At 72.1% G+C, this 21,769-nt stretch carries 22 protein-coding genes; 11 read left to right on the top strand and 11 right to left on the bottom strand.

The features are described 5' to 3' along the window. The first annotated feature begins 87 nt into the window (after positions 1 to 87). Both P5G50_RS04445 and P5G50_RS04440 read left to right on the top strand, forming a co-directional pair. A complete protein-coding gene (locus P5G50_RS04445; RefSeq protein WP_301210068.1) occupies positions 88 to 1,680 on the top strand; it encodes a phytoene desaturase family protein in 1,593 nt (530 codons plus the stop codon). 104 nt (positions 1,681 to 1,784) lie between these two features. Further along, entirely contained in the window at positions 1,785 to 2,315 is a 531-nt protein-coding gene (locus P5G50_RS04440) for an SRPBCC domain-containing protein (RefSeq protein ID WP_301210067.1), read from the top strand. Between the two features lie 28 nt (positions 2,316 to 2,343). Here P5G50_RS04440 and P5G50_RS04435 read toward each other — a convergent pair whose 3' ends face one another. The 3 genes from P5G50_RS04435 to P5G50_RS04425 form a co-directional block, all read right to left on the bottom strand. Next, positions 2,344 to 3,300, bottom strand: coding sequence for a DNA-3-methyladenine glycosylase family protein (locus P5G50_RS04435; protein WP_301210066.1), 957 nt, complete (start codon positions 3,298 to 3,300; stop codon positions 2,344 to 2,346). Between the two features lie 50 nt (positions 3,301 to 3,350). Further along, positions 3,351 to 3,896 carry a thioesterase family protein gene (locus P5G50_RS04430; protein WP_301210637.1) on the bottom strand — a complete coding sequence of 182 codons (546 nt, stop codon included), beginning with the start codon at positions 3,894 to 3,896 and terminating at the stop codon, positions 3,351 to 3,353. Positions 3,897 to 4,000: 104 nt separating this feature from the next. After that, complete coding sequence (locus tag P5G50_RS04425; RefSeq protein WP_301210065.1) at positions 4,001 to 4,921, bottom strand: LysR family transcriptional regulator; 921 nt, start codon at positions 4,919 to 4,921, stop codon at positions 4,001 to 4,003. Positions 4,922 to 5,066: 145 nt separating this feature from the next. On the opposite strand from P5G50_RS04425, the gene P5G50_RS04420 reads away from it, so the two are divergent. The 5 genes from P5G50_RS04420 (at position 5,067) to P5G50_RS04400 (ending at position 10,011) form a co-directional block, all read left to right on the top strand. Continuing rightward, complete coding sequence (locus tag P5G50_RS04420; RefSeq protein ID WP_301210064.1) at positions 5,067 to 6,563, top strand: amino acid permease; 1,497 nt, start codon at positions 5,067 to 5,069, stop codon at positions 6,561 to 6,563. Beyond that, a complete protein-coding gene (locus P5G50_RS04415; protein WP_301210063.1) occupies positions 6,560 to 7,465 on the top strand; it encodes a universal stress protein in 906 nt (301 codons plus the stop codon). Before P5G50_RS04420 ends, P5G50_RS04415 begins: the two co-directional genes overlap by 4 nt. A gap of 72 nt (positions 7,466 to 7,537) precedes the next feature. Continuing rightward, positions 7,538 to 8,797, top strand: coding sequence for a diaminopimelate decarboxylase (gene lysA / locus P5G50_RS04410; RefSeq protein WP_301210062.1), 1,260 nt, complete (start codon positions 7,538 to 7,540; stop codon positions 8,795 to 8,797). Positions 8,798 to 8,838: 41 nt separating this feature from the next. Next, complete coding sequence (locus tag P5G50_RS04405) at positions 8,839 to 9,639, top strand: MBL fold metallo-hydrolase (protein ID WP_301210061.1); 801 nt, start codon at positions 8,839 to 8,841, stop codon at positions 9,637 to 9,639. Between the two features lie 60 nt (positions 9,640 to 9,699). Further along, positions 9,700 to 10,011, top strand: coding sequence for a hypothetical protein (locus tag P5G50_RS04400; RefSeq protein WP_301210059.1), 312 nt, complete (start codon positions 9,700 to 9,702; stop codon positions 10,009 to 10,011). 14 nt (positions 10,012 to 10,025) lie between these two features. Here P5G50_RS04400 and P5G50_RS04395 read toward each other — a convergent pair whose 3' ends face one another. After that, on the bottom strand, positions 10,026 to 11,585 hold the full coding sequence (locus tag P5G50_RS04395) for a glycoside hydrolase family 3 protein (RefSeq protein WP_301210057.1): 1,560 nt from the start codon (positions 11,583 to 11,585) through the stop codon (positions 10,026 to 10,028). Positions 11,586 to 11,611: 26 nt separating this feature from the next. Then, positions 11,612 to 12,478, bottom strand: a complete 867-nt coding sequence (locus P5G50_RS04390) for a MurR/RpiR family transcriptional regulator (protein ID WP_301210055.1) — start codon at positions 12,476 to 12,478, stop codon at positions 11,612 to 11,614. A gap of 131 nt (positions 12,479 to 12,609) precedes the next feature. On the opposite strand from P5G50_RS04390, the gene P5G50_RS04385 reads away from it, so the two are divergent. After that, entirely contained in the window at positions 12,610 to 13,623 is a 1,014-nt protein-coding gene (locus tag P5G50_RS04385) for an N-acetylglucosamine kinase (protein ID WP_301210053.1), read from the top strand. Then, positions 13,607 to 14,557, top strand: coding sequence for an N-acetylmuramic acid 6-phosphate etherase (murQ, locus tag P5G50_RS04380; protein ID WP_435870831.1), 951 nt, complete (start codon positions 13,607 to 13,609; stop codon positions 14,555 to 14,557). Before P5G50_RS04385 ends, murQ begins: the two co-directional genes overlap by 17 nt. Before the next feature lie 12 nt (positions 14,558 to 14,569). Here murQ and P5G50_RS04375 read toward each other — a convergent pair whose 3' ends face one another. From P5G50_RS04375 to P5G50_RS04365, 3 genes are all read right to left on the bottom strand, one after another. Continuing rightward, positions 14,570 to 14,824 (bottom strand): DUF3072 domain-containing protein, encoded by a 255-nt coding sequence (locus P5G50_RS04375; RefSeq protein WP_301210051.1) that lies wholly within the window; start codon positions 14,822 to 14,824, stop codon positions 14,570 to 14,572. Positions 14,825 to 14,968: 144 nt separating this feature from the next. Further along, entirely contained in the window at positions 14,969 to 16,870 is a 1,902-nt protein-coding gene (gene menD / locus P5G50_RS04370; RefSeq protein WP_301210049.1) for a 2-succinyl-5-enolpyruvyl-6-hydroxy-3-cyclohexene-1-carboxylic-acid synthase, read from the bottom strand. Continuing rightward, positions 16,863 to 17,219, bottom strand: a complete 357-nt coding sequence (locus P5G50_RS04365) for a PLDc N-terminal domain-containing protein (protein ID WP_301210048.1) — start codon at positions 17,217 to 17,219, stop codon at positions 16,863 to 16,865. The genes menD and P5G50_RS04365 overlap by 8 nt, the downstream gene beginning before the upstream one ends. Before the next feature lie 42 nt (positions 17,220 to 17,261). On the opposite strand from P5G50_RS04365, the gene P5G50_RS04360 reads away from it, so the two are divergent. Further along, positions 17,262 to 17,600, top strand: coding sequence for a DUF4229 domain-containing protein (locus tag P5G50_RS04360; protein ID WP_301210047.1), 339 nt, complete (start codon positions 17,262 to 17,264; stop codon positions 17,598 to 17,600). Here P5G50_RS04360 and P5G50_RS04355 read toward each other — a convergent pair. From P5G50_RS04355 to P5G50_RS04345, 3 genes are read right to left on the bottom strand one after another with little or no spacing between them, the layout of a single operon-like run. Next, positions 17,562 to 18,545 carry a 1,4-dihydroxy-2-naphthoate polyprenyltransferase gene (locus P5G50_RS04355; protein ID WP_301210046.1) on the bottom strand — a complete coding sequence of 328 codons (984 nt, stop codon included), beginning with the start codon at positions 18,543 to 18,545 and terminating at the stop codon, positions 17,562 to 17,564. The genes P5G50_RS04360 and P5G50_RS04355 overlap by 39 nt on opposite strands. Positions 18,546 to 18,571: 26 nt before the next feature. Continuing rightward, positions 18,572 to 19,795, bottom strand: a complete 1,224-nt coding sequence (locus P5G50_RS04350; protein WP_301210045.1) for an AMP-binding protein — start codon at positions 19,793 to 19,795, stop codon at positions 18,572 to 18,574. A gap of 10 nt (positions 19,796 to 19,805) precedes the next feature. Further along, entirely contained in the window at positions 19,806 to 20,717 is a 912-nt protein-coding gene (locus tag P5G50_RS04345) for a 1,4-dihydroxy-2-naphthoyl-CoA synthase (protein WP_301210044.1), read from the bottom strand. 56 nt (positions 20,718 to 20,773) lie between these two features. On the opposite strand from P5G50_RS04345, the gene P5G50_RS04340 reads away from it, so the two are divergent. Beyond that, on the top strand, positions 20,774 to 21,766 hold the full coding sequence (locus tag P5G50_RS04340) for an o-succinylbenzoate synthase (protein WP_301210043.1): 993 nt from the start codon (positions 20,774 to 20,776) through the stop codon (positions 21,764 to 21,766). Positions 21,767 to 21,769: the final 3 nt, after the last annotated feature.

Below are 21,769 nucleotides of genomic sequence, written 5' to 3'. Positions count from 1 at the left end.
CACGCGACGAAGGGCCGAGCGCAAGTCGTGGACAACTCCCAAGGAAGGCCTTCCTGTGGAGACGAAAGCACGCTCTAGGCTCGTCCCATGACCGATCTCGCCGCCGCCGCGCACGCCTCCGCCCCCTCCCACGACGTGGTCATCGTCGGCGGCGGGCACAACGGCCTCACCGCCGCCGCGTACCTCGCCCAGGCGGGTCGCAGCGTCATCCTGCTGGAGCGTCTCGACGAGGTGGGCGGCGCCGCCGTGAGCGCTCAGGCCTTCCCCGGTGTGGAGGCCCGCCTCTCGCGCTACTCGTACCTCGTGAGCCTGCTCCCGCAGCGCATCATCGACGACCTCCGCCTCGACATCCGGCTCGCCCGCCGCCGCTACTCCTCCTACACGCCCGTCCCCGGCAACCCCGGATCCGGCCTCCTGGTCGACAACACGGACCCCGCCGCGACAGCCGCCTCCTTCGCCGAGGTCGGCGCGGCCGAGGACGCCGAGGCGTTCGACGCCTTCTACGAGTCCACCGGCGCAGTCGCACGCGCGCTCTGGCCCACCGTCACCGAGCCGCTGCTCACCCGCTCAGAGGCCCGCGCACTGGTGGGCGACGACGAGCTGTGGGAGGCGCTGATCGAGCGTCCGATCGGCGGCTTCATCGAGTCGCGCCTCACCAGCGACCTCGTGCGCGGCGTGGCCGCCACCGATGCCCTGATCGGCACCTTCTCGAGCCTCGGCGACCCCGCGCTCGACCAGAACCGCTGCTTCCTCTACCACGTGATCGGCCAGGGCACCGGTGAGTGGGACGTACCCATCGGCGGCATGGGCGCCGTCACCGGCGAGCTGGCGCGCGTCGCACGCGAGGCGGGCGCCCGCATCGTCACGGGCGCCGAGGTCACCGCCATCCACCCCGACGGCAGCGTCGACTACGTGCGCAACGGCCACGAGCGAAGGGTGGAGGGCCGGCACGTCCTGGTCAACGCGGCGCCCGACGTGCTCGACGCGCTCCTGGGCGAGGAGCCGCAGCCCCCGCGCCCCCGCGCGGAGGGCGCCCAGGTCAAGGTCAACCTCCTCCTGAAGCGCCTGCCCCGCCTGCGCGACGAGTCGGTCGCACCCGAGGCGGCCTTCGGCGGCACCTTCCATATCAACGAGACGTACACCCAGCTCGAGGAGGCGTACGCGGGGATGACCCGCGGCGTCATGCCCGAGCTGCTGCCCTGCGAGATCTACTGCCACACCCTCGCCGACCCGACCATCCTCGACCCGGAGCTCGCCGAATCGGGCGCGCAGACCATCACCGTCTTCGGCCTGCACACCCCCGATCGGTGGCTGACCGACGAGAACAACGACGCCACCCGGCAGCGGCTGCAGGATGCCGTGCTCGCCTCCCTCGATTCGGTGCTCGCCGAGCCGATCGAGAGCCTGCTGCTCACCGACGCCGACGGCCGGCCCTGCATCGAGACCAAGACCACGCGCGACCTGGAGCGCGCGCTGAACATGCCCGGCGGCAACATCTTCCACGGCCCGCTCTCGTGGCCGTTCGCCGAGGACGACGACGCGCTCGACACGCCGGCCCAGCGCTGGGGGGTCGCGACGCGGCACCCGCGCATCCTGCTGTGCGGCTCCGGCGCCCGCCGCGGCGGCGCGGTCAGCGGCCTGGGCGGCCACAACGCGGCGATGGCGGTGCTCGAGGGCTGAGTCCGGAGTCGCCCCTGCCGGTTTCGCGATCGCATGACTAAGGTGAGGTCCATCGGGGACTGACTCACCGGGAGGTCACCATGCAGCCGCAACCGACAGGTCGATTGGTCCGCAAGGACGACGGCGTCTATGTGGTCCTGGACCGCATCCTGCGAGCGCCGATCGAGGAGGTGTGGGCGCTCTTCAGCCGCACCGGCTATCTGCAGCAGTGGATCGGCGAGTTCACCGGCAATCCGCGCACGGGCGCGGTCAAGTTCCGGATGACGGCCGAAGGCGACGACGCCGAGTGGGAGGACGTCGCGATCATGGAGTGCGAGGCCCCGCACCGCCTCCACGTCGACGTCGGCCACGCGGGCGACTCCCGCCGCATGTACGTGCACCTGACGGAGGCGAGCGGCCATACGACCGTCACGTTCGCCCAGCGTCTGCGCACACTGACGGGCGAGGCGGACATCGGGGTCGGCTGGGACTACTACCTCGACCGGATGTTGGCGGCTCATGACGGGCGCCCGCTCCCGCGCTGGGACGACTACTACCCCAGCATGCTGGAGCACTACGAGACCCTGTGCCGTGAGATGTCGCACGACCTCAAGACCGAGCACGCCGCCGCCCACCGCGACGGGACGCTGGGGTAGCAGAAGCCACCGCGCCCAGTGCAGCAGCTCAGTGCCAGCGATGATCCTGCACGGTCATCCGCGGACCGCGTCGCTGGAACCGGAAACCGCTCGCGAAGATGAGCCGCACGACCCGTTGGCGATGACCCGCCCAGGGCTCGAGCAGCTCGAGCATGCCGTCGTCGTCGACCCGCTTGCCGATCAGGGCCTCGCCGACCTGATGCGCCAGGTGGTAGTCGCCGACGCTGACGAGATCGGGGTGGCCGTGCGAGCGCTGCAGCGTCTCGGCCGCGGTCCAGAGCCCGACGCCCGGTACCGTCTGCAGGGCGGCGGCAGCCTCGTCCAGCGTGGAGGCGCGCTCGGCCGCGCGCTCCAGCGACCGGCCAACGGCGAGCACGGCCTGGGCGGCACGCGCCCGGCGGGGGTCGACGCCCGCCCGGTGCCAGTCCCACGACGGGATGCCGCGCCACGTCTCCAGCGTCGGCACGACCCGCATGCCCTCGGGCGCCGGCCCGGGCGCCGGCTCGCCGTACCAGCGCAGCAGGCGCGCCCACGACCGGTACGCCTCCAGACTCGTGACGCGCTGCTCGATGATCGCGGGGAGCAGCGCCTCCAGCACCTGCCCGGTGCGGGCGAGCCGGAGCCCCGGGTTGCGGTGGAGGCTGTCGCGCAGCAGCCGATGCCCGCTCACGTCGAGCCCGCTCCAGTCGTCGTCGCCGCCGAGCAGGCGGGGCACGCCCGCGATCGCCCAGCCGGCGCCCGGGCCCCAGGCGGCCGCCGTCACGGACCCGTCGGAGGCGGGACGCAGCACACGCAGCGTCGCCGGCCCCTCCGGCGTGCGCCAGGTGCGCCACATCCCACGCAGGTCCCACTGGGTCGTCGGGTCGTACGGCCCGCGCCCGAGCAGCGCCAGCGTCCCCGGCATGTCGATCGGCTGGGCGGGACGGTACACCGTCTCGGCCGCCGGCTCCGCCCGCGGCGCGGGAGCGGGGAGCACGGCGGACATGGACGGCATGCTACGTCACGCGGCTGACAGCGGCACCGCTCCGCGCAGGATCACTCGCTCCACACGCTCGGCGCCTCGGCGCGGGTCGACGGCAGCGCCGCGTCGACGCCCCAGTCGCGCAGCCACTGCGGCACGGTGACGTCCGTCGGCGACGGGCCGACGGCCTCCAGCAGCTCGTCGATGGTCACGACCCCGCCGCCCCGCTTGAGGAACCGCCCGCGGATGAAGGCCTGCGTGTAGATCTCGCCGTCGACCGTGAACCGCTGCTCGACGTACACGGCCTTCTCGTCGAAGCCGAGGATGCGCGACTCCACCACGAACGGCTGCCACAGTTCGAGCGATTTGCGGAACGAGATGGTCTCGGACGCGACGACCGGATACCAGCCCTTCCGCTTGAAGATCGCCCACACCCCGTTGCGCGACAGCATGTCGAACCGGCCGATGTCGGCGATCGACAGGTACACGCCGTTGTTCATGTGCTTCAGAATGTCGAGGTCGGTCGGCAGCACCCGGAACCGCGTGCGCGCGACGTCCCAGTGCCCGAGACGCGGACCGAACCTCGAGAGCAGGAAGTGGAGCATCGTCCGGAAGATCATGTGCACCCGGACACAGTAGCCATTCGTCAACGACCGGGCGCGATCGTTATCGAGGGGCGACAATCGCAGCGCGCCGGGACGGACGCGGGGTTGTACCGGATGCCCTAACGCGCGAAACCGTCCTTCACCGCGGCGAGGAGGCGGCGGACAGCCGCCGCGGGATGGCGGCTCCCGTCGTTCGGCGACGACGTCACCGCGAGGATGGAGCGCACGAAGGACGGGTCGTCGATCGGCATCAGCACGATCCCGGGGTGCTCGGCGGTCGTCGCGAGGCCCGGGATGATCCCGACGGCCATCCGCGCGGCGGTCATGCCGAGGAGGACCTGGAAGTCATCGGTCCTGATCGCCACGTCGACGGCGTATCCCCGTGCCGCGAAGACATCGACCAGCAGGCGGTCGATCGCGTCGGCCTCCGACGTCGAGACCACCCAGCGCTCGCTGCGGAGGGAGAGGAGGGCCGCGAGATCCACCGCGGGGAGCGACGCGAAGGGGTGGCCGGCGGGCAGCGCCAGCATCAGGGGGTCGCGGTACACCTCTACCGCCTCCACGGTCGGGCGGAGCGGCAGCTCGTAACCGGGCACGGTGTACACGAGCGCCGCATCGAGCGCGCCGCGGTTGATCCGGTCCACCAGCACGGGGACTTCGTCGATCGTCGCCTCGATCTCGATGCCCAGGTCGCCGAGGGGGTTCGCGATGAACGGCAGGATGCTCGCCGCAGCCGTCGCGAACGTGCCGAACCGCAGCCGTACGCGCCCCAGCTCGCCGAACTCGCGCGCGTCTCCGATCGCCCGTTCGCTGAGCGTCAGGATCTGCTGCGCGCGATCGAGCAGGAGCATGCCGACCGGGGTGAGTCTGCTGCCGCGCGGGGAGCGCTCGAGCACGGGCGATCCGACCAGCGTCTCGAGGTTCTTCAGGTGGTAGTCGACCGTCGGCTGGCTCCAGCCCAAGCGGCGGGCGGCCGCCGTGACCGACCCCGCGTCGTGCACCGCTCTGAGCGCCTCGAACTGCCGTAGATCCGCCGCCATGCGGTGCCTGCCTCGATCGCGCTCTCGCTCGATGGTGCATCGAGCCACATACAGTCTATGAGGGCCGGGTGCATCTTGGGGGTTCTCGTGGGGCGGCGTCACCCGGACCATTGAGGGGAGACTTCACCATTCGAAGGAGACTGGTATGCCCACCGTCGCTCAGCAGCTGCTGCGGAGAAAACCCACGACGCCGCCCGGGCCGGGCGACGTCCGGCTCAAGCGCAGCATCGGCCTCTTCTCGCTGACGATGATCGGGGTCGGGGGAACGCTCGGCACCGGCATCTTCTTCATCCTCTCCCAGGCGGTCCCGGTCGCCGGCCCCGCTGTCATCTGGTCGTTCGTCATCGGCGGCGTCGTCGCCGGGCTCACGGCGTTGTGCTACGCCGAGATGGCAGGCGCCGTGCCCGTCTCCGGCTCGACGTACTCCTACGCGTACGCGACGCTCGGCGAGGGCACGGCGATGGCGGTCGGAGCCTGCCTTCTGCTGGAGTACGGCGTCTCGACGGCCGCCGTCGCGGTCGGGTGGTCCCAGTACGTCAACCAGCTGCTCCAGAACCTCGTCGGGTGGGAGCTCCCCGTGCAGCTCTCGCAGGCGCCGGAGCAGGGCGGCATCGTCAACGTGCCTGCGGTGGTCGTGATCGTGCTGTGCTCGCTGCTCCTGCTCCGCGGTGCGCGCGAGTCCACCACGGTAAACAGCATCATGGTCGTCATCAAGATCGCGGTGGTGCTGTTCTTCTGCGCCGTGGCGTTCACCGGGTGGAACACCGACCACTTCCACAACTTCGCACCGGCCGGATTCGCGGGCATCGTCGGCGGCGCCGGGATCATCTTCTTCTCGTTCGTCGGCCTCGACGCCGTCTCGACCGCCGGCGAGGAGGCGAAGAACCCGAAGCGCAACCTGCCGCTCGCGATCATCTTCGCGCTGGTGATCATCGTGCTGCTCTACGTCGCCACCAGCCTCACCGCCCTCGGCGCGCAGGCGCCCGAGAAGTTCGAGAACCAGGATGCGGGCCTCGCCGAGATCCTCCAGAACATCATCGGCGCGAGCTGGCCGGGGACCATCGTCGCGATCGGCGCCATCATCTCCATCTTCTCCGTGACGCTGGTCGTGCTGTACGGGCAGACGCGCATCCTCTTCGCCATGTCGCGCGACGGGATGATCCCGCCGGTCTTCGCGAAGGTCAACCCGCGGTCGATGACGCCGGTGCAGAACACGGTCATCGTGATGATCGCCACGAGCATCCTCGCCGCGGTCATCCCGATCGACTTCCTCGCCGAGATGACGAGCATCGGGACGCTCGTCGCGTTCCTCGTGGTGTCGCTCGGCGTCATCATCCTGCGCGTGCGGGAGCCGGAGCTGGAGCGCGGCTTCCGCCTGCCGTTCGGCTGGACGATCCCCATCCTGTCGATCGCCGGCTGCATCGCCATCATCACGCAGCTGCGGGTGATCACGATCGTCGTGTTCCTGATCTGGACCGCCGTCTTCCTCCTGTTCTACTGGTTCTACGGCCGCAAGCACTCCGCACTGCAGGCCGAACGGCCGGCCGCCGACGGGGATGCCCCGTACACGAGCAACTTCGGCCAGCCCAGCAAGAGCGAGATCCGCGCCGCCGCCGCACGCCGGAAGGCGAACCGGAGATGAGTATCATCGTCGGGGTCGACCCCGCACACCGCTCCGCGTCGGCGCTGCACCTCGCCGCCATGCTCGCCCGCTCCTCCGGCACGGACCTCGTCGTGGCCGCGGTCGTCCCCCCTGCCTGGCCGGCGACGGCGGGAGGCGCGGACAGGGAGTGGCGCGGGTACACCAGAGACAACGCCGACAGCGCCCTCGACCACGCCGCCGCCGTGCTCGGCGACTCGATCGCTGCCGAGTACCTCCTGCACGAGGCGGCGTCGGCCCGGCGCGGACTCGTCGAGCTCACCGACCAGCACGACGGGTCGCTGATCGTCGTCGGGTCGGGAGCAGGCGGCCAACCGGGGCGGATCGCCCTCGGCGCCGAGAGCGACACCCTCCTGCATGCCTCGCCGGTCCCCGTGGCGATCGCGCCTCGCGGGTATCGGACCGACGAAGACGCCCGCGTGACCCGGGTGACCGCCGCGTATCGGGGCACCGGCGCCTCGACCGGCCTCGTGCTGGGCGCGGCGGAGGTGGCGGCGACCCTGGGGGCGGAGCTGCGGGTCGCCTCCTTCGCCGTCGTTCCTCCCGATTCCGGGACCTCGGGCGCCGGACTCGACGCGGAACTGACGATCGCGAACACCTGGGCGGGTGACATCGAGCGGCACGCGGCAGCGGTGGTGCGCCAGGTCGCCGAACTGGAGGACGCCCCGGCCGTCTCCGGCGTCGCCGTCGGAATGGGCGAGACCTGGGAGGCGGCCATCGCGGACATCGGCTGGGATCAGGGCGAGGTGCTGGTGGTCGGATCGAGCACGCTCGGCCCGATCGCCCGCGTGTTCCTCGGCTCGCACGCGACGAAGATCGTGCGCCATTCCCCCGTCCCGGTCGTCGTGGTGCCACACGGCGTCGGCAGCCGCGAGCGAGACTGACCCGCCCGATACCTTCCGATACGCCTGCCCCTCCCGATACCGCCTGCCCCTCTCGAAACTGAAAGACGCACCATGCCGCATCCCCTCCTCGACCTCTTCCCGGCCGGGGCGGCCGTCGACCCCGACGGCACCCTCGTGATCGGCGGCTGCCGGGTGGACGACCTCGCGCGGGAGTTCGGCACCCCCGCGATCGTCGTCGACGAGCGCTCGCTGCGCGCCAGGGCGCGCGAGTACCGGACGGCCTTGACCTCACGCCGAGCGAACGCGCGCATCGTCTTCGCGTCGAAGGCGTTCCCGGCCACCGCCGTGCAGCGGGTCATGGTGGAGGAGGGGCTGGGGCTCGACGTCGCAGGCGGCGGCGAGATCCTCAGCGCCCTGCGCGCGGGAGTGGACCCCGGATTGATCGTCGTGCACGGCAACGCCAAGACCACCGAGGAGCTGGGGATCGCCGTCGACGCCGGCGCCGGACTCGTCGTCGTGGACAACGAAGACGACGTCGACCGGCTCGAACAGCTGGTCGCCCCGGGGAACACGCAGTCCGTGCTCGTCCGCGTCATCCCCGGGGTGGTCTCCTCCACGCACCCGCACGTGCAGACCGGGCAGCTCGGCTCCAAGTTCGGCCTGACGCCGGACGCCGCCCGGCGCCTGATCACCAGGATCGAGGCGAGCCCCCTGCTCGACATGCGAGGCGTGCACGCGCATGTGGGTTCGCAGATCATGGACCCGGCCGAGCTCGCCGCGGCCGTGGCCCCGCTCGCGGCGCTCGGCGCCTTCCCCGTCTACGACCTCGGCGGGGGGCTCGGCGCCCGCTACACGACCGCCGACCGGCCCGCGACCGTCGACGCGTACGTCGAGGCGCTGCTCCAGGCGGCCGACGAGCATCTGCCGGCCGAGGCGGAGATCATCATCGAGCCGGGCCGCAGCATGGTCAACTCCTCCGCCTTCACGCTCTACACCGTCACCACGGTCAAGCGCGACGCCCGCAACTTCGTCGCCGTGGACGGCGGCATGGGCGACAACCTGGAGGCCGCGCTCTTCCAGCAGCGCTACGAGGCCGTGCTGGCAGGCCGGATGAACGAGGAGGACGTGGAGGACGTCGTCGTGGTCGGGCGCCACTGCGAGTCCGGAGACGTGCTCATCGATCCGCTCCGGCTGCCGGCCGCGCGGGTCGGCGACCTGCTCGCCGTCCCGGCGACCGGCGCGTACACGCACACGATGGCGAACAACTACAACGGGTACCGGAGGCCGCCGGTGGTCTTCGCGCGCGACGGCGAGGCGAGGGCCGTCATCCGGCGGGAGACCTGGGCCGACCTCTTCGACCGCGACCAGTGAGCGCCTCCGCTCACCGGCCGCGCAGCACCTAAGCTGAGCCCATGCAGGTGGGAGCGATCCGGCTGGATCCGGTCTCGGACGGCGCCTTCGTCGCACGCCCCTCCTACTTCCATCCCGACGCCACCGCCGCCGCAGAGCCCCGGCTGTTCGGCCGGGCGGGCGCCGCATGGCTGCCCATCGGCTGCTTCCTGGTGCGCACCGGCGACCGCGTCATCCTGGTGGACGCCGGCCTCGGCCCCGACATGCAGTCCCTCCCGGACGCCATGTGGCTCGTCGGCGGCCAGCTCCTGACCGGGCTCCGCTCGCTCGGGGTACGACCCGGCGACATCACCGACGTGATCTGCACGCACTTCCACGCGGACCACGTCGGGTGGCTCTTCGACCTCGCGGCGCAGCCGGTGTTCCCCGCGGCCACCGTGTGGTTCGGCGCCGGCGACTGGGACCACTTCGTCGACGGCCCCGGCGAGATGGCCCCGCACATCGAGAAGGGCCTGCGGTCGCTGCCGGCACCGCGACTCCGTTCGTTGCGCACCGCCACGGAGGTCGTGCCCGGCGTGGAGGCCGTGCCCGCTCCCGGCCACACTCCGGGCCACCTCTGCGTGGTGCTCGAGTCCGATGGTCGGCGGGTCATCCTGCTGGGCGACGCGATCACCGCTCCGGAGCAGCTCGCCGAATCCGGCTGGCACTCCATGGGAGACGTCGACGCCCGGCTGGCCGAGCACACGCGCAGCACCCTCTGCGAGCTCCTCGCCGATCCGTCGACCACCGGCGTCGGCGCCCACTTCCCCGAGCTGCGCTTCGGGACGCTGCACGGTGGTCGCTGGCATCCCACCGACGGCTGAGCGGCGCGCCGACCGGCCCGCGTTCACCTGCGCTTCACCTCTGCGTGCGACGGTCTGCGCATGTCGATGTCCGAGCCGTTCCTCCCCGCGCATGAGCCTCGCCGCGAGCCAGACCCGCGCGAGCACGACGTCGATGCGGACGTGGACGTGTTCGTGGAGGCGCCACACCGCAAAGCCCGCCACGCCGCTCGGGCCGAGGCCGAGGCCGAGCGCGGTTCCGACGATTCCGCCGTCACCGACGCGGAGAGCACCCGCGCGTTCGAGAAGGGCCCACGGCCCCCGTTCCGCACCCCGACTGCCGGCGCGGCCCTCACGCCCGAGCAACTGGCAGCGGAGCTGGCGGAGGAGTCAGGCGCCGACTCAAAGCACTGATCCTGCGGCGCGCCTCACGCCTCCCCGCACAGCACCCGGGCCACGGCCTCCGCGTTGACCCGTGCGGACCCGTAGGGATAGACGACGTTCGCGGGCTCACCCGCACGCTCTCCAGCCGGAAGCGGCCAGCCCGCAACGATCACCACGGTGTCGGGCCGACGCTCCAGCACCGCCCGGAGCACCTCCGCCTCCAGCACGCTGCTCTGCGGCTGATTGACCACGAGGACCGGCGCGGCCGCCTCGGCGAGCGCCGCGACCGCCTCCGCTGCGGCGGCGGACGGGTCCGTCGAGGAGAGCCAGATACGGTCGACCTCCCGCCGCTCGCTCAGCGCACGCGTGAAGTGGTCGGGCTGCGATCCGGCCGCGAGGTTCCGCTTCGTTCGGGCGTCGACCAGCGTCACCGGCCCGCTCGCCAGGCGTACGTGCCCGACGACCTCCAGCCCCTCGCCGGCCACGCCCGTCCAATCCGTAGCCGGGAAGTCGCCAGCGACCGAGCGCCCGCGGGCGGAGCGCAGCGACGCAGCCAGCGCCGCCACCCGCTCCGCCGCGTCCTCCACGACCGCGACGGCCAGCTCGCCCGACCGCATGGCGGCCACCAGCGCGTCCCGCACCTCCAGGAACTCGTTCTCGTCCGTCCGCCCTTCGGCGCTGCTGCCGTTCTCCGCGGGATTTCCGACGCACAGGAGGTCGATCCCGGCCTGCAGCGCGGCCACGGCACCCGGCCCGAGCCCGTAGCCGGCCCGGATCGCCGCCATGTCGAGGGCATCCGAGACGATCACGCCCTCGAAGCCCAGGTCGCGCAGGAGAGACAGGGCCCGCGGGTTCAGCGTCGCGGGCGCATCGCCCAAGTGCGGCACGCGGATGTGCGCCGACATCACCATCGCGACCCCGGCCTCGATGGCCGCGGCGAAGGGCGGGAGGTGCACATCCGTCAACGCGTCAGGCCCGGCATTGGTCACGGCAAGCGCCAGATGCGAGTCCGTCGACGTGTCACCATGCCCAGGGAAGTGCTTGGCGCACGCCGCGATCCCCGCGGACTGCAGACCCCGCACGGCCGCCTCCGCCTGCCGCGCGACCAGGCTCGCGTCGGCGCCGAACGACCGCACCCCGATGACCGGGTTGCGCGGGTCCACGTTCACGTCGACGCTCGGCGCCAGGTCGATGTCGATGCCCGCGGCGGCGACCAGCGCGCCGGTCCATGCGGCGGCCCTCTCGGTCAGCTCGACGTCGTCGAGTCGGCCGAGGACGGCGTTGCCGGGCGTGGAGGAGCCCTCGCGCACCTCCAGACGCGTGACGGTTCCTCCCTCCTCGTCGACGCCGATCAGGGCGTCGGGGCGGAGGCGGTGGATGCGGTCGGAGAGTGCGCGCACCTGCGCGGCATCCTCGACGTTCTGCCCGAAATACACCACGCCCGCGAGGCCGCCGGCGAGCTCGCGCTCAAGCCACTCCGGCGCCTCCACCCCCGTGAACCCGGGCCACACGACACCGTTCGCGAGCCGGCGGAGTTCGCTGTCGGAGCGGGAGGTCGCCTCCTGCTGACCTGTCGTCGTGGGGTGATCGGTGGCGTGCGGCATGCTGGTCGTCCGTTCTCGTTCGGGTCTCATCCCTCGTCGCGCAGCTCCCTGACGATCTCGTACGTGCTCTTCAGCGCCTGCACCGTGCGGTCGTAGCGGCCGCGGGCGACCCCGACGAAGACGTAGTCGACGATGGTGAGCTGCGCGATCCGGCTGGCCATCGCTCCGGACCGGAAGGTGGTCTCCCGCACCGCCGTGCGCAGCACCTCGTCCGCGTGCTGCGTCAGCGGCGAGCCGGGCGCGTTGGTGATCGCGACGGTGTGCGCGCCGCCGTTCCTCGCCGCGCGGAGGAAGGCGACGGTCTCGGTCGTCCGGCCGTTGTGCGAGAAGGCGATCGCCACGTCGTCGGAGCCCAGCAGCGCCACCGACACCAGCGCGTCGTGCGCGTCGTGGAACACGAGCGCAACGTGACCGATGCGGAGCAGCTTGGCCGCCAGGTCCTGCGCGGCCGCGTTGCTGGCGCCGACGCCGAACAGCACGACGCGCCGCGCCCCCTCCACGCTCCGGATCACCCGTTCGAGGGTCGGCATGTCGATGCTGTCAGCGGTCTCGCGGATGCCGAGGATCTCGCTTCCCGCGATCTTGGCGACCATCTCGCCGAGGGAGTCGGAGGGGCTGATGTCGGCGCCGTAGGTCGCGGACCCGCCTCCGAACTCCGCCGCTTCCTTGCCCAGTTCCGACGCGAGCTGCAGGCGCAGTTGCGGATACCCGGTGAGCCCGAGGGAGCGGCAGAACCGCACGATGGACGCCTCGGAGGTGTCGCAGGCGCGGGCGAACTCCGTGATCGTGTTCTCCAGCACGATCTGCGGCCGTTCCAGAATCGCGTCGGCCACCCGGCGCATGGTCGGCGGGAACGACTCGACGTGCGCCTGGATGTTCGTCTGGATGCTCATGCTGATGCGCCACGCTATCCGCCCACCCGAGCGCATGTCAATCATTTACACACCTGTTGGTCGTTGTGTAAATTGTCTCTATCGATCGGACGGACAGGCCGTGGACTTCGCGGTGCCGGGATGGGGACGCGTTGAGTACCGAGGCCGCACCGCAGCACATCGCGATCGACCTCGGCAAGACGAACTGCCGGGTCCGCGTCGAGGCGACGGCCACATCGCCCGCCCGAGAACGGCGCGGCGCCGGCTTCCCCGGCCTCGCCGCAGAGGGTGGAGTGGACGCGGCGCTAGCGGCGATCGTCCCCCTCCTCGACGACCTGGGCCCCGACCCGCTCGGGCTGGACGCCGACGGCCTCGACGCCGCCGCACGCGCGGCGAGCGCGGACGGCGCGAACGCAGGCGCGGCGAGCGCACCCTCACGCGCGGCGAGCGCACTCGCGGCCGGTGCAGCCGGAGCCGACTCCGACCGCGACGCCACCCGCCTCCTGGCGCAACGCCTCCACGACCGGCTCGGCCTCCCCGTCGCCATCGCCTCCGACGTCCTCACCGCCCACCTCGGCGCCTTCGCGGGCGCCCCGGGCACCGTGCTCATCGCCGGAACCGGCGCCGTGGCCTACCGCATCGCCCCCGACGGCACCGCCGCCCGGGCCGACGGCTACGGCCCCTGGCTCGGCGACGAGGGCAGCGGCCGGTGGATCGGGCAGTCCGGACTGCAGGCCGCCCTGCGCGCCGCCGACGGCCGGGGCCCGGCGACGGCCCTCGTGGAGGATGCCCGCACACTCGCCGACGGCGACCTCTCCTCCCTGCCGCGTCGCGTCGCCGGCGGCCCCGATGTCGCTCGGAGCCTCGCCTCCTTCGCTCCCGCCGTGCTCCGCCGGGCCGCCGAAGGCGACGAGGTGGCCCGCGCGATCGTCCACGACGCCGCCGGTCACCTCGCGGCGACGGCAGCCTCCGTGGCGGCGTCGGGATCCGCGGTGAGCATCACGGGCGGGCTGGCCGATGATCCAGCCTTACTGCGGACACTGCTCGACGAACTGCTCCGCCGCGACCTGGTGCCGCACCGCCCCGTCGGGTCGCCCCTCGACGGCGCAGCGCTCCTCGCAGCCCGGCGGGACCTCCCCCACGAAAGGTATGTCACCCGTGCCTGACACGCGCCCGCGCGGACCCCGCTCGCGCGATCTCCTCCGCGACGAGCTCGCCACCCTGACGACCGAGTCGGTCGACGACCGCGGGCGCGACCTCGACACGCTGAGTACCGCCCGCCTCGTGGAGCGGATGAACGACGGTGACCGCGGCGTCCCCGAGGCCGTCTCACGCGCACTCCCGGCGATCGGCGCGGCCATCGACGCCATCACCGACCGGGTGCGCCGCGGCGGCCGTCTGATCTACGTCGGCGCCGGGACGGCCGGCCGACTCGGCATCGTCGACGCCAGCGAGTGCCCGCCGACCTTCTCCGTCGACCCCGGCCTCGTGGTCGGCGTCATCGCCGGCGGCGACCCGGCGATCCGGACCGCGGTCGAGAACGCCGAGGACGACGAGCAGGGCGGCGCTGACGTACTGTCCGAGCTGAAGCTGCGGGAGGCGGACACGGTCGTCGGCCTCTCCGCCTCCGGCCGCACCCCCTACGTCGCGGGCGCGCTGACGTCCGCGCGTTCGGCGGGCGCCCTCACCGTCGCGGTCGCCTGCAACGCGGAGTCGGTCATCGGACGCATGGCGGACCACGCCATCGAGGTGGTCGTGGGCCCGGAGTTCATCGCCGGCTCGACGCGCCTCAAAGCCGGAACCGCGCAGAAGCTCGTGCTCAACATGATCTCCACGATCACGATGGTGCGGCTGGGCAAGACCTACGGGAACATCATGGTCGACCTCCAGGCCACCAAGGAGAAACTGCGGGCCCGCGCGGAGCGGACCGTGATGCTGGTGACCGACTGCACGGCCGAGGAGGCCGCCGCCGCCCTCTCCGCGTCGGCGGGCTCCGTGAAGGTCGCCGTCCTCATGCTGCTCCGCGGAGTCGGCGCCGAGCAGGCCCAAGAGGCGCTCGCTACGGCCCCCAGCCTCCGTGCCGCGCTCGACGCGCGCTGACGGGCGGCAGCGTCAGCTCTGCCCGCGACCCGTCTTCTCCTGCAGCCGGTCGATCTCGGTCGACGCCTGCGCCTTGGTCAGGTCCGCCGGCAGCTCCTCCCCGGCCTCACGCGCCAGCGTGTCGAGGTAGCTGCGCTGCGAGGCCGTCATCGGCTCGTCGCCGGTGACCCACTCCGACGGATCCTTGCTGGCGGGATTCTGCTCATCCGTTCCGCGCGCACCCAGCACGTCGTCACCGGCGGGGATCTGCTCGCTGTTGTCGCTCATGCCGTGCACAGTACCCTCGCCCACCGACGGCACCGCCAGCGTCGCGAGCACCCGAGAGCACCGCCACCATTGCCACCCCTAGCCACCGCCAGCACCGCCAGCGTCAGCGTCAGCAGCCACCGCCAAGGCCACGCTCACCCGCGGTCACCGCCCGAGCGGCACCTCCACGATGCTGACCCCGGGCGGAGGCGCCGACAGCGCCTGGTCGAGCTCGCCCTTCGTGCGCGCGACGCGGTGGTCCCACCCGTACGCGGCGGCCAGCGCGGCGATGTCGACCTGTTGCGGCGTGTAGAGCACCCGGTCGAACGCCGCGGCCGGCGCCGACGCCGACACCTCGAGTCCGTCGAAGATGGTCCCGCCGCCGTCGTTGCCCACCACGACCTGGAGGTGCGGACGCGTCTCTCCCGCTCCGAGCAGCAGCGAGCCGGCGTCGTGCAGCAGCGCCAGGTCGCCGAGCAGCACGCGGGTGACGCCGCCGGGCGCATCCGACGCCGCCGCAGCCGTCTGGCTGGCGATCGCGATGCCGAGCGCGGTCGAGATCGTGCCGTCGATGCCGGCGAGTCCGCGGTTCGCGTGCACGCGGATGCGCTTGCCCGGCGCGGCCCGGTCCAGGTCGCGGATCAGCCGGGAGGCGCCGAGCACCAGCCGGTCGTGCGGCCAGCTGTACCGCCACAGCGCCTCGGCCAGGAGCGCACGGGTGAGCGGTGCGCGGACCGCGGCGAGCTCCGCCTTGGCGAACGCGAGGGCATCTGCGGGATCATACGATCGCGCCTTCTCGACATCCGGCGCGACCGCCGCCGGGTCGGCCTCCCTGGCCGCCTGTTCGAGGAGCCGCCGGCTCGCGAACACCCAGCTCCCGACCCAGCCACGCACCTCGGGGGAACGGAGGTCGGTCTCGGGAGGTCGCACACCGCCGACGATGCGGGCGCGGTGTCCGGGGTTGTATGCCTGGCGGCCGGTCGGAGCGACGACCACGACCTCCACGTCGGCCCGGGTGAGGAGCGCCGGCACCTCGCGGCTGAGCGTGGGATGCCCGTACACGACCGCGCGCTCGACCCGCCCGCCGAAGGTCGCCTCCCCGAGCAGCTCCCGGTACGCCGGCACGAGGTTCGGCCCGAACCGCGCACCGCTCGACACCTCGGCGAGCAGCGGGAACCCGCCCTCGCGCGCCAGCCGCTCGGCGTCCTCGCCGGCGTCGGCGCCCGCGACCACCACGGTCCGCGGACCGGCGGACAGCTGCAGGATCTCGCGCCCGAGCGCCTCCGGCCCGGCAACCGTCGGCAGGAGTCGTCGGGCAATCCGGTCGGAAGCCTCGCGCCCCTCCGCAGCAGCGACCACCCCATCGAGCGGGGGGACGGCCACCGACAGGGGCTCGCGCAGCCCCACATTCAGGTGCACGGGACCCGGGTCGGCGGTCTCAGCGCCGACGGCAGCCCTCACCGCGTCCACGGCGAGCGCCTCCGCTCGCTCGGACTCGCCATCGGCGCCCGTCGGAGCCTCGACGTCCTCCGACCACCGCACGACGTCGCCGTAGAGCCCGTCCTGCTGCGTCGTCTGATTCGACCGGATGCCGCGCAGCTCCGCCGGACGGTCGGCCGTCAGCACGATCAGCGGGACGCCCGCCTCGTGCGCCTCGAGCACCGCCGGGTGGAGGTTGGCGGTGGCCGTGCCGCTCGTCGTGATGACGACCGCAGGGGCGCCGCTCTCCCGGGCCAGCCCGAGCGCCAGGAACCCGCTGACCCGCTCGTCGATCCGGACGTGCAGTCGCGCCGCTCCGCTCCGCTCCAGCTCGGCCGCGACGAGCGCGAGCGCCTGCGAGCGCGACCCGGGGCTCACGACGAGGTCGCGCACTCCTGCGCGCACGAGCCCGCTCAGCAGCGCGATGGAGAAGTCGGTCGCGGGATTGCCGCTGATGGGGAGGTCGGCGCTGGAGACGTCGACGCTGGCGGTGTCAGCGCTGCCGATCTCGGTGGGGCCGTTGTCGTCGGACGCGTTGTCGCCCGGTGCGTTCGTGGAGGCCGGAGCCGTCGTGGGACGGTCACCCATCCCGTCGGCCGGTTTGGTCGGGGTCGGTTCCGTTGTCGTCGAGCTCGGCGAGCTCCTGCTCGAGCTGCCGGATGCGCTCCTCCTGGTCACGATCGAGCTTCAGCTTGCCGAGGAACTCGGGATCGTCGTCGGGCGCTGTCACCCGGCGCTGCACGGAGGAGCCCCGCCGGCCTCGACCGATCAGGAACCACAGCACACCGCCGATGACGGGGAACAGGATGATCACGAGCAGCCAGACAGGCTTGGGTAGGCCACGCACCCGCGAGCGATCGAAAAGAGCGCAGTCTGCCACCGAATAGATGTAGAAGACCGCGGCCGCGACGCCGAGGACTATCCAGAGGCGAACCATGCGTCAATCGTAACTCTCAGGGTGCGTGCCTAAGCTGTGAGGGTGAAGCGGATTCCCTCCTGGTTGACCTACACCGTGCTGCGCCTGCTGGTGTTCGCGGTGCCGCTCGCCATCCTGCTTCTGGTCGGCCTGGTCTGGTGGCTGGCAGTCATCGCCGCCGCGCTCATCGGCCTGTGCCTCTCGTACATCTTCCTGAGCCGCCCGCGGAACGCGGTCTCGTCCGACCTGTACGCCGCCCGCCACCGCGAGACCCCCGCTCCCTCCGAGGATGCGGACGCCGAAGACGCGGCGATCGACAACGCGGCGATCGACAACGCGGCGACTGACGCCGCGGCGACCCCGTCAGAAAGCGAAAGCCGCGCCCAGCGCGATTCCCACTAGCAGCCCCGTGATGCTGGTCAGCTGCAGGGCCGTGACCAGCTCGCGCGGAGTCTTGGCGAAGAGCGCGATCACGCACGCCGGGAGCGCGGCCAGCAGCGCGAACATCCCGTACCAGGCGATCGGGTAGAAGAGCGCCAGCACGCCCAGGATGCCGAACGGCACGAGCAGCAGCACGCAGAACACGATCCGCGATGCGATCCGCCCGAGCAGCACGGCCAGCGTGCGCTTGCCCGCCTGCTTGTCCGGCTCGATGTCGCGGATGTTGTTGACCATCAGCACCGCGCAGGCGATCAGCCCGGCGATCACCGACCCGTACCAGGCCTCCTGATTCACCGTGCCGGCGAGCATGTACGTCGTGCCCGCGGTCGCCACGAGCCCGAAGAACACGAAGACGAAGACCTCGCCGAGCCCGTAGTACCCGTACGGCCGCTTGCCCCCGGTGTAGAACCACGCCGCCGCGATGGCCGCCGCCCCGACGAGGAGCACCCACCAGTGCTGCGTGAGGATGACCAGCACCAGTCCGGCCACCGCCGCCAGCCCGAAGAACACCAGTGCGACCGTGAGCACCTTGCGCGGCGCCGCCTTGCCGGAGCCGGTGAGTCGCCCCGGACCGACACGGAACTCGTCCGTCCCCCGCACCCCGTCTGAGTAGTCGTTGGCGTAGTTGACGCCGATCTGGAGCAGTACGGCGACCGCGAGGCAGAGCAGCGACCGCACCGGGTGCCACACCCCGGGCCCCTCGGCGACCTTGGCCGCACCGACACCGATGAGGACGGGAGCGATCGCCAGCGGAAGTGTGCGGATGCGCGCCCCCGCGATCCAGTCGGATGCGGTCGCGGGCTTCACGGCGGTCGACACCGCTCCCGGCCGACCACTCTTGCCGCCGCGCGGCCCGCGGGCCGGCGTCGGAGTCATCCGCTGCATTCGAGGCTTGTTCTGGCTCATCACAGTGCGAATCGTAACAACATCGCCTATGCCCCCGAGCCCGTGTGCGTACCCGGAACCCCACCGTCCGAGCCCCCGCTCCGACCCACCGCATCAGCAAGCCGCCGCCGATCCGGCTTCCCGCTGCTCAGCCGCGGAATCGACTCCACCTCCAGGATCCGCGCGGGCGCCGCAGCCCGCCCCAACCGGTCAGCCACGGCCTCCCGGACGCGCGCCAACGCCCCTGACGTTCCTCTCTCTCCGTTGCCTGCCGCCGGCTCACCCCCGACGACGACCACCGGCACCTGCCCCCACTGCGCGTCCTCCGCCGCGACCACGACGGCCCCACCGAACCCCTCGATCCCGCGCACCACCGCCTCCACCGCGTCGAGGAGCACCTTCTCGCCACCCGAGATGATCACGTTGTCGGCCCTCCCGAGCACCGTGACCCGCCCGCCTTCGACGCGACCCAGGTCACCGGTCCGATACCAGCGCAGTCCACCGTCCTCGTGGAAGGCAGCGGCCGTCCGGCCCCGATCACCCACATAGCCCTCGGCGAGCGTCGGCCCGCTGATCTCGAGCACGCCGTCCGTCTCGCGCACCACCGTCGACCCGATCGGGACGCCGTCGTAAACGCACCCGCCCGCCGTCTCACTCGACCCGTACGTGCTCAGGATGCGCGCGCCCAGGGCCTCCGCGCGCTCCCGCAGCACCGGCGTGAGCGCCTGCCCCCCGACAAGGATGCCGTCGAACCGCCGCAGCGCACGCGCGACCTCCGCCGAGCCGCCCTCGGCCGCCTCCACCAACCGGGCGAGCTGCACCGGCACCAGCGAGGTGAAGCGGAGGTCGTGCACCATCCCCGTGGCGACCGCTGCGAACCGCGAGGGGTCGAAGTGCCCGCCGCCGTACATCACCGGCTCGGTCTCCGCCGCGAGCGACCGCACCAGCACCTGCACGCCGGCCACGTAGTGCGCCGGCAGGGCCAAGAGCCACTGCCCCTGTCCCCCCATCGCACCGGCGGACGCCGCCGCGCTCGCCAGCAGCGCATCGGTCGACAGCGCGACGCGCTTCGGCACCCCGGTCGATCCGGACGTCTCGATCACCACTGCCACGTTCTGGGCGACACGATCCGTCTCCGACGGCCAGGCCGCTCCCGCCGCGCCTTCCGCACGCGGGACCACGGCCGGCCCAGCCCCGGCGAGCGCAGCGCGCAGCGCCTCGAGCACCTCCTCCGGCCGCCCCGCGTCGACCACCTGAACCGCCCGGGTCATCGCCGCCGCCTCAGTACTGCCACGGGAACGGCGACCAGTCCGGCTCCCGCTTCTCGAGGAACGAGTCTCGCCCCTCCACCGCCTCATCGGTCCCATACGCGAGCCGCGTCGCCTCTCCTGCGAAGACCTGCTGCCCCACCATGCCGTCGTCCACGGCGTTGAACGCGAACTTCAGCATGCGAATGGCCGTCGGAGACTTGCCCATGATCTCCCGCGCCCACTCGAGCGCCGTGCTCTCGAGCTCCGCGTGCGGCACGACCGCGTTGACGGCGCCCATCTCGTAGGCCCGCTGCGCGGAGTACTCCCGCGCGAGGAAGAACACCTCCCGTGCCAGCTTCTGCCCGATCTGTCTCGCGTAGTAGGCGCTGCCGTATCCGCCGTCGAACGACCCCACATCCGCATCCGTCTGCTTGAACCGCCCGTGCTCCGCGCTCGCCAGCGTGAGGTCGCACACCGCGTGGAGGGAGTGCCCGCCGCCGGCCGCCCACCCCGGCACCACGGCGATCACCACCTTCGGCATGAAGCGGATCAGCCGCTGCACCTCCAGGATGTGCAACCGCCCGTTGCGTGCGGCGTCGATGCTGCTCGCCGTCTCGCCGTCCGCGTACTTGTATCCGTCTCGTCCGCGGATGCGCTGGTCGCCGCCCGAGCAGAAGGCCCACCCCCCGTCCTTCGGACTCGGCCCGTTGCCGGTCAGCAGGACCACTCCGATCCGCGGGTTGGTACGCGCATCCTCGAGGGTCGCATACAGCTCGTCGACCGTGTGCGGACGGAACGCGTTGCGCACCTCCGGCCGGTTGAACGCCACGCGCGCGATGCGCCCCGACACGTCGTGGTGGTAGGTGATGTCGGTCAGCGACCCGAACCCGGGCGCCGGCCGCCATTGCGACGGATCGAAGATCTCCGAGACTGCTCCTGACATGCCTCCAGCCTACGTTCGGCCGCTCCGCGCCGATCCGCACGTGCCAAACTTGTGGAATGGTGCCAGAGCTCGCCGACCTGTTGACAACCGCGCGAGTCGTGACGCTGCCCATGGTCGCCCGCTTCCGCGGCATCACCGCCCGAGAAGCCGTGCTCTTCGAGGGCCCGCAGGGATGGACTGAGTTCTCCCCCTTCGTCGAGTACGACGACGAAGAGTCGGCCGCGTGGCTCCACGCGGCCATCGACTTCGGATGGCGGGAGGCGCCGGCGCCGCTGCGCGACCACATCCCCGTCAACGCCACCGTGCCCGCGATCGCGGCCGGGGAGGTCCGAGCCGTCCTCGATCGCTACCCCGGCGCCCGCACCGCGAAGGTGAAGGTCGCCGAGCCGGGTCAGACCCTCGCCGACGACGTCGCCCGCGTGCGCGCCGTCCGCGAGTACCTCGGCCCCGAAGGTCGCATCCGCGTCGACGCGAACGCTCTCTGGAACGTCGACGAGGCCGAGCACGCCATCCACGCGCTGTCCCCCTTCGACCTCGAATACGTCGAGCAGCCCTGCGCCACAGTGGACGAACTCGCCGATATCCGCTCGCGCACCAGCTACATGGGCATCCCGATCGCCGCTGACGAGAGCGTGCGCAAGGCCTCCGACCCCCTTGCCGTCGCGCGGGCCGGGGCCGCCGACCTCCTCATCGTGAAGGCGCAGCCGCTCGGAGGCGTGCACTCGGCACTGCGGATCGTGGCGGAGGCGGGACTGCCGGTGGTCGTGTCGAGCGCCATAGACACCTCCGTCGGCATCGCGATGGGTGCACACCTCGCGGCCGCCATCCCCGATTTGGAGTACGACTGCGGCCTCGGCACGGTGGCCATGTTCGCGGTAGACGTCGCCGACCACCCGCTCGTCCCCGTCGACGGAAGCATCCCCGTCAACCGTCCCTCGCTGTCACCCGCGCGTCTAGCCGAGCTCGAGTCGACGCCAGAACGCCGCGACTGGTGGCTCGACCGCGTGCGCCGCTGCTACCGACTGCTCGAACGGTCCGCAGCGCTCTGAACC

The sequence above is a fragment of the Leifsonia williamsii genome (assembly GCF_030433685.1).
Lineage (GTDB): Bacteria > Actinomycetota > Actinomycetes > Actinomycetales > Microbacteriaceae > Leifsonia > Leifsonia williamsii.
Note: the sequence above shows the minus strand (reverse complement) of the source record. Positions and strands in the feature narration are given on the sequence as shown.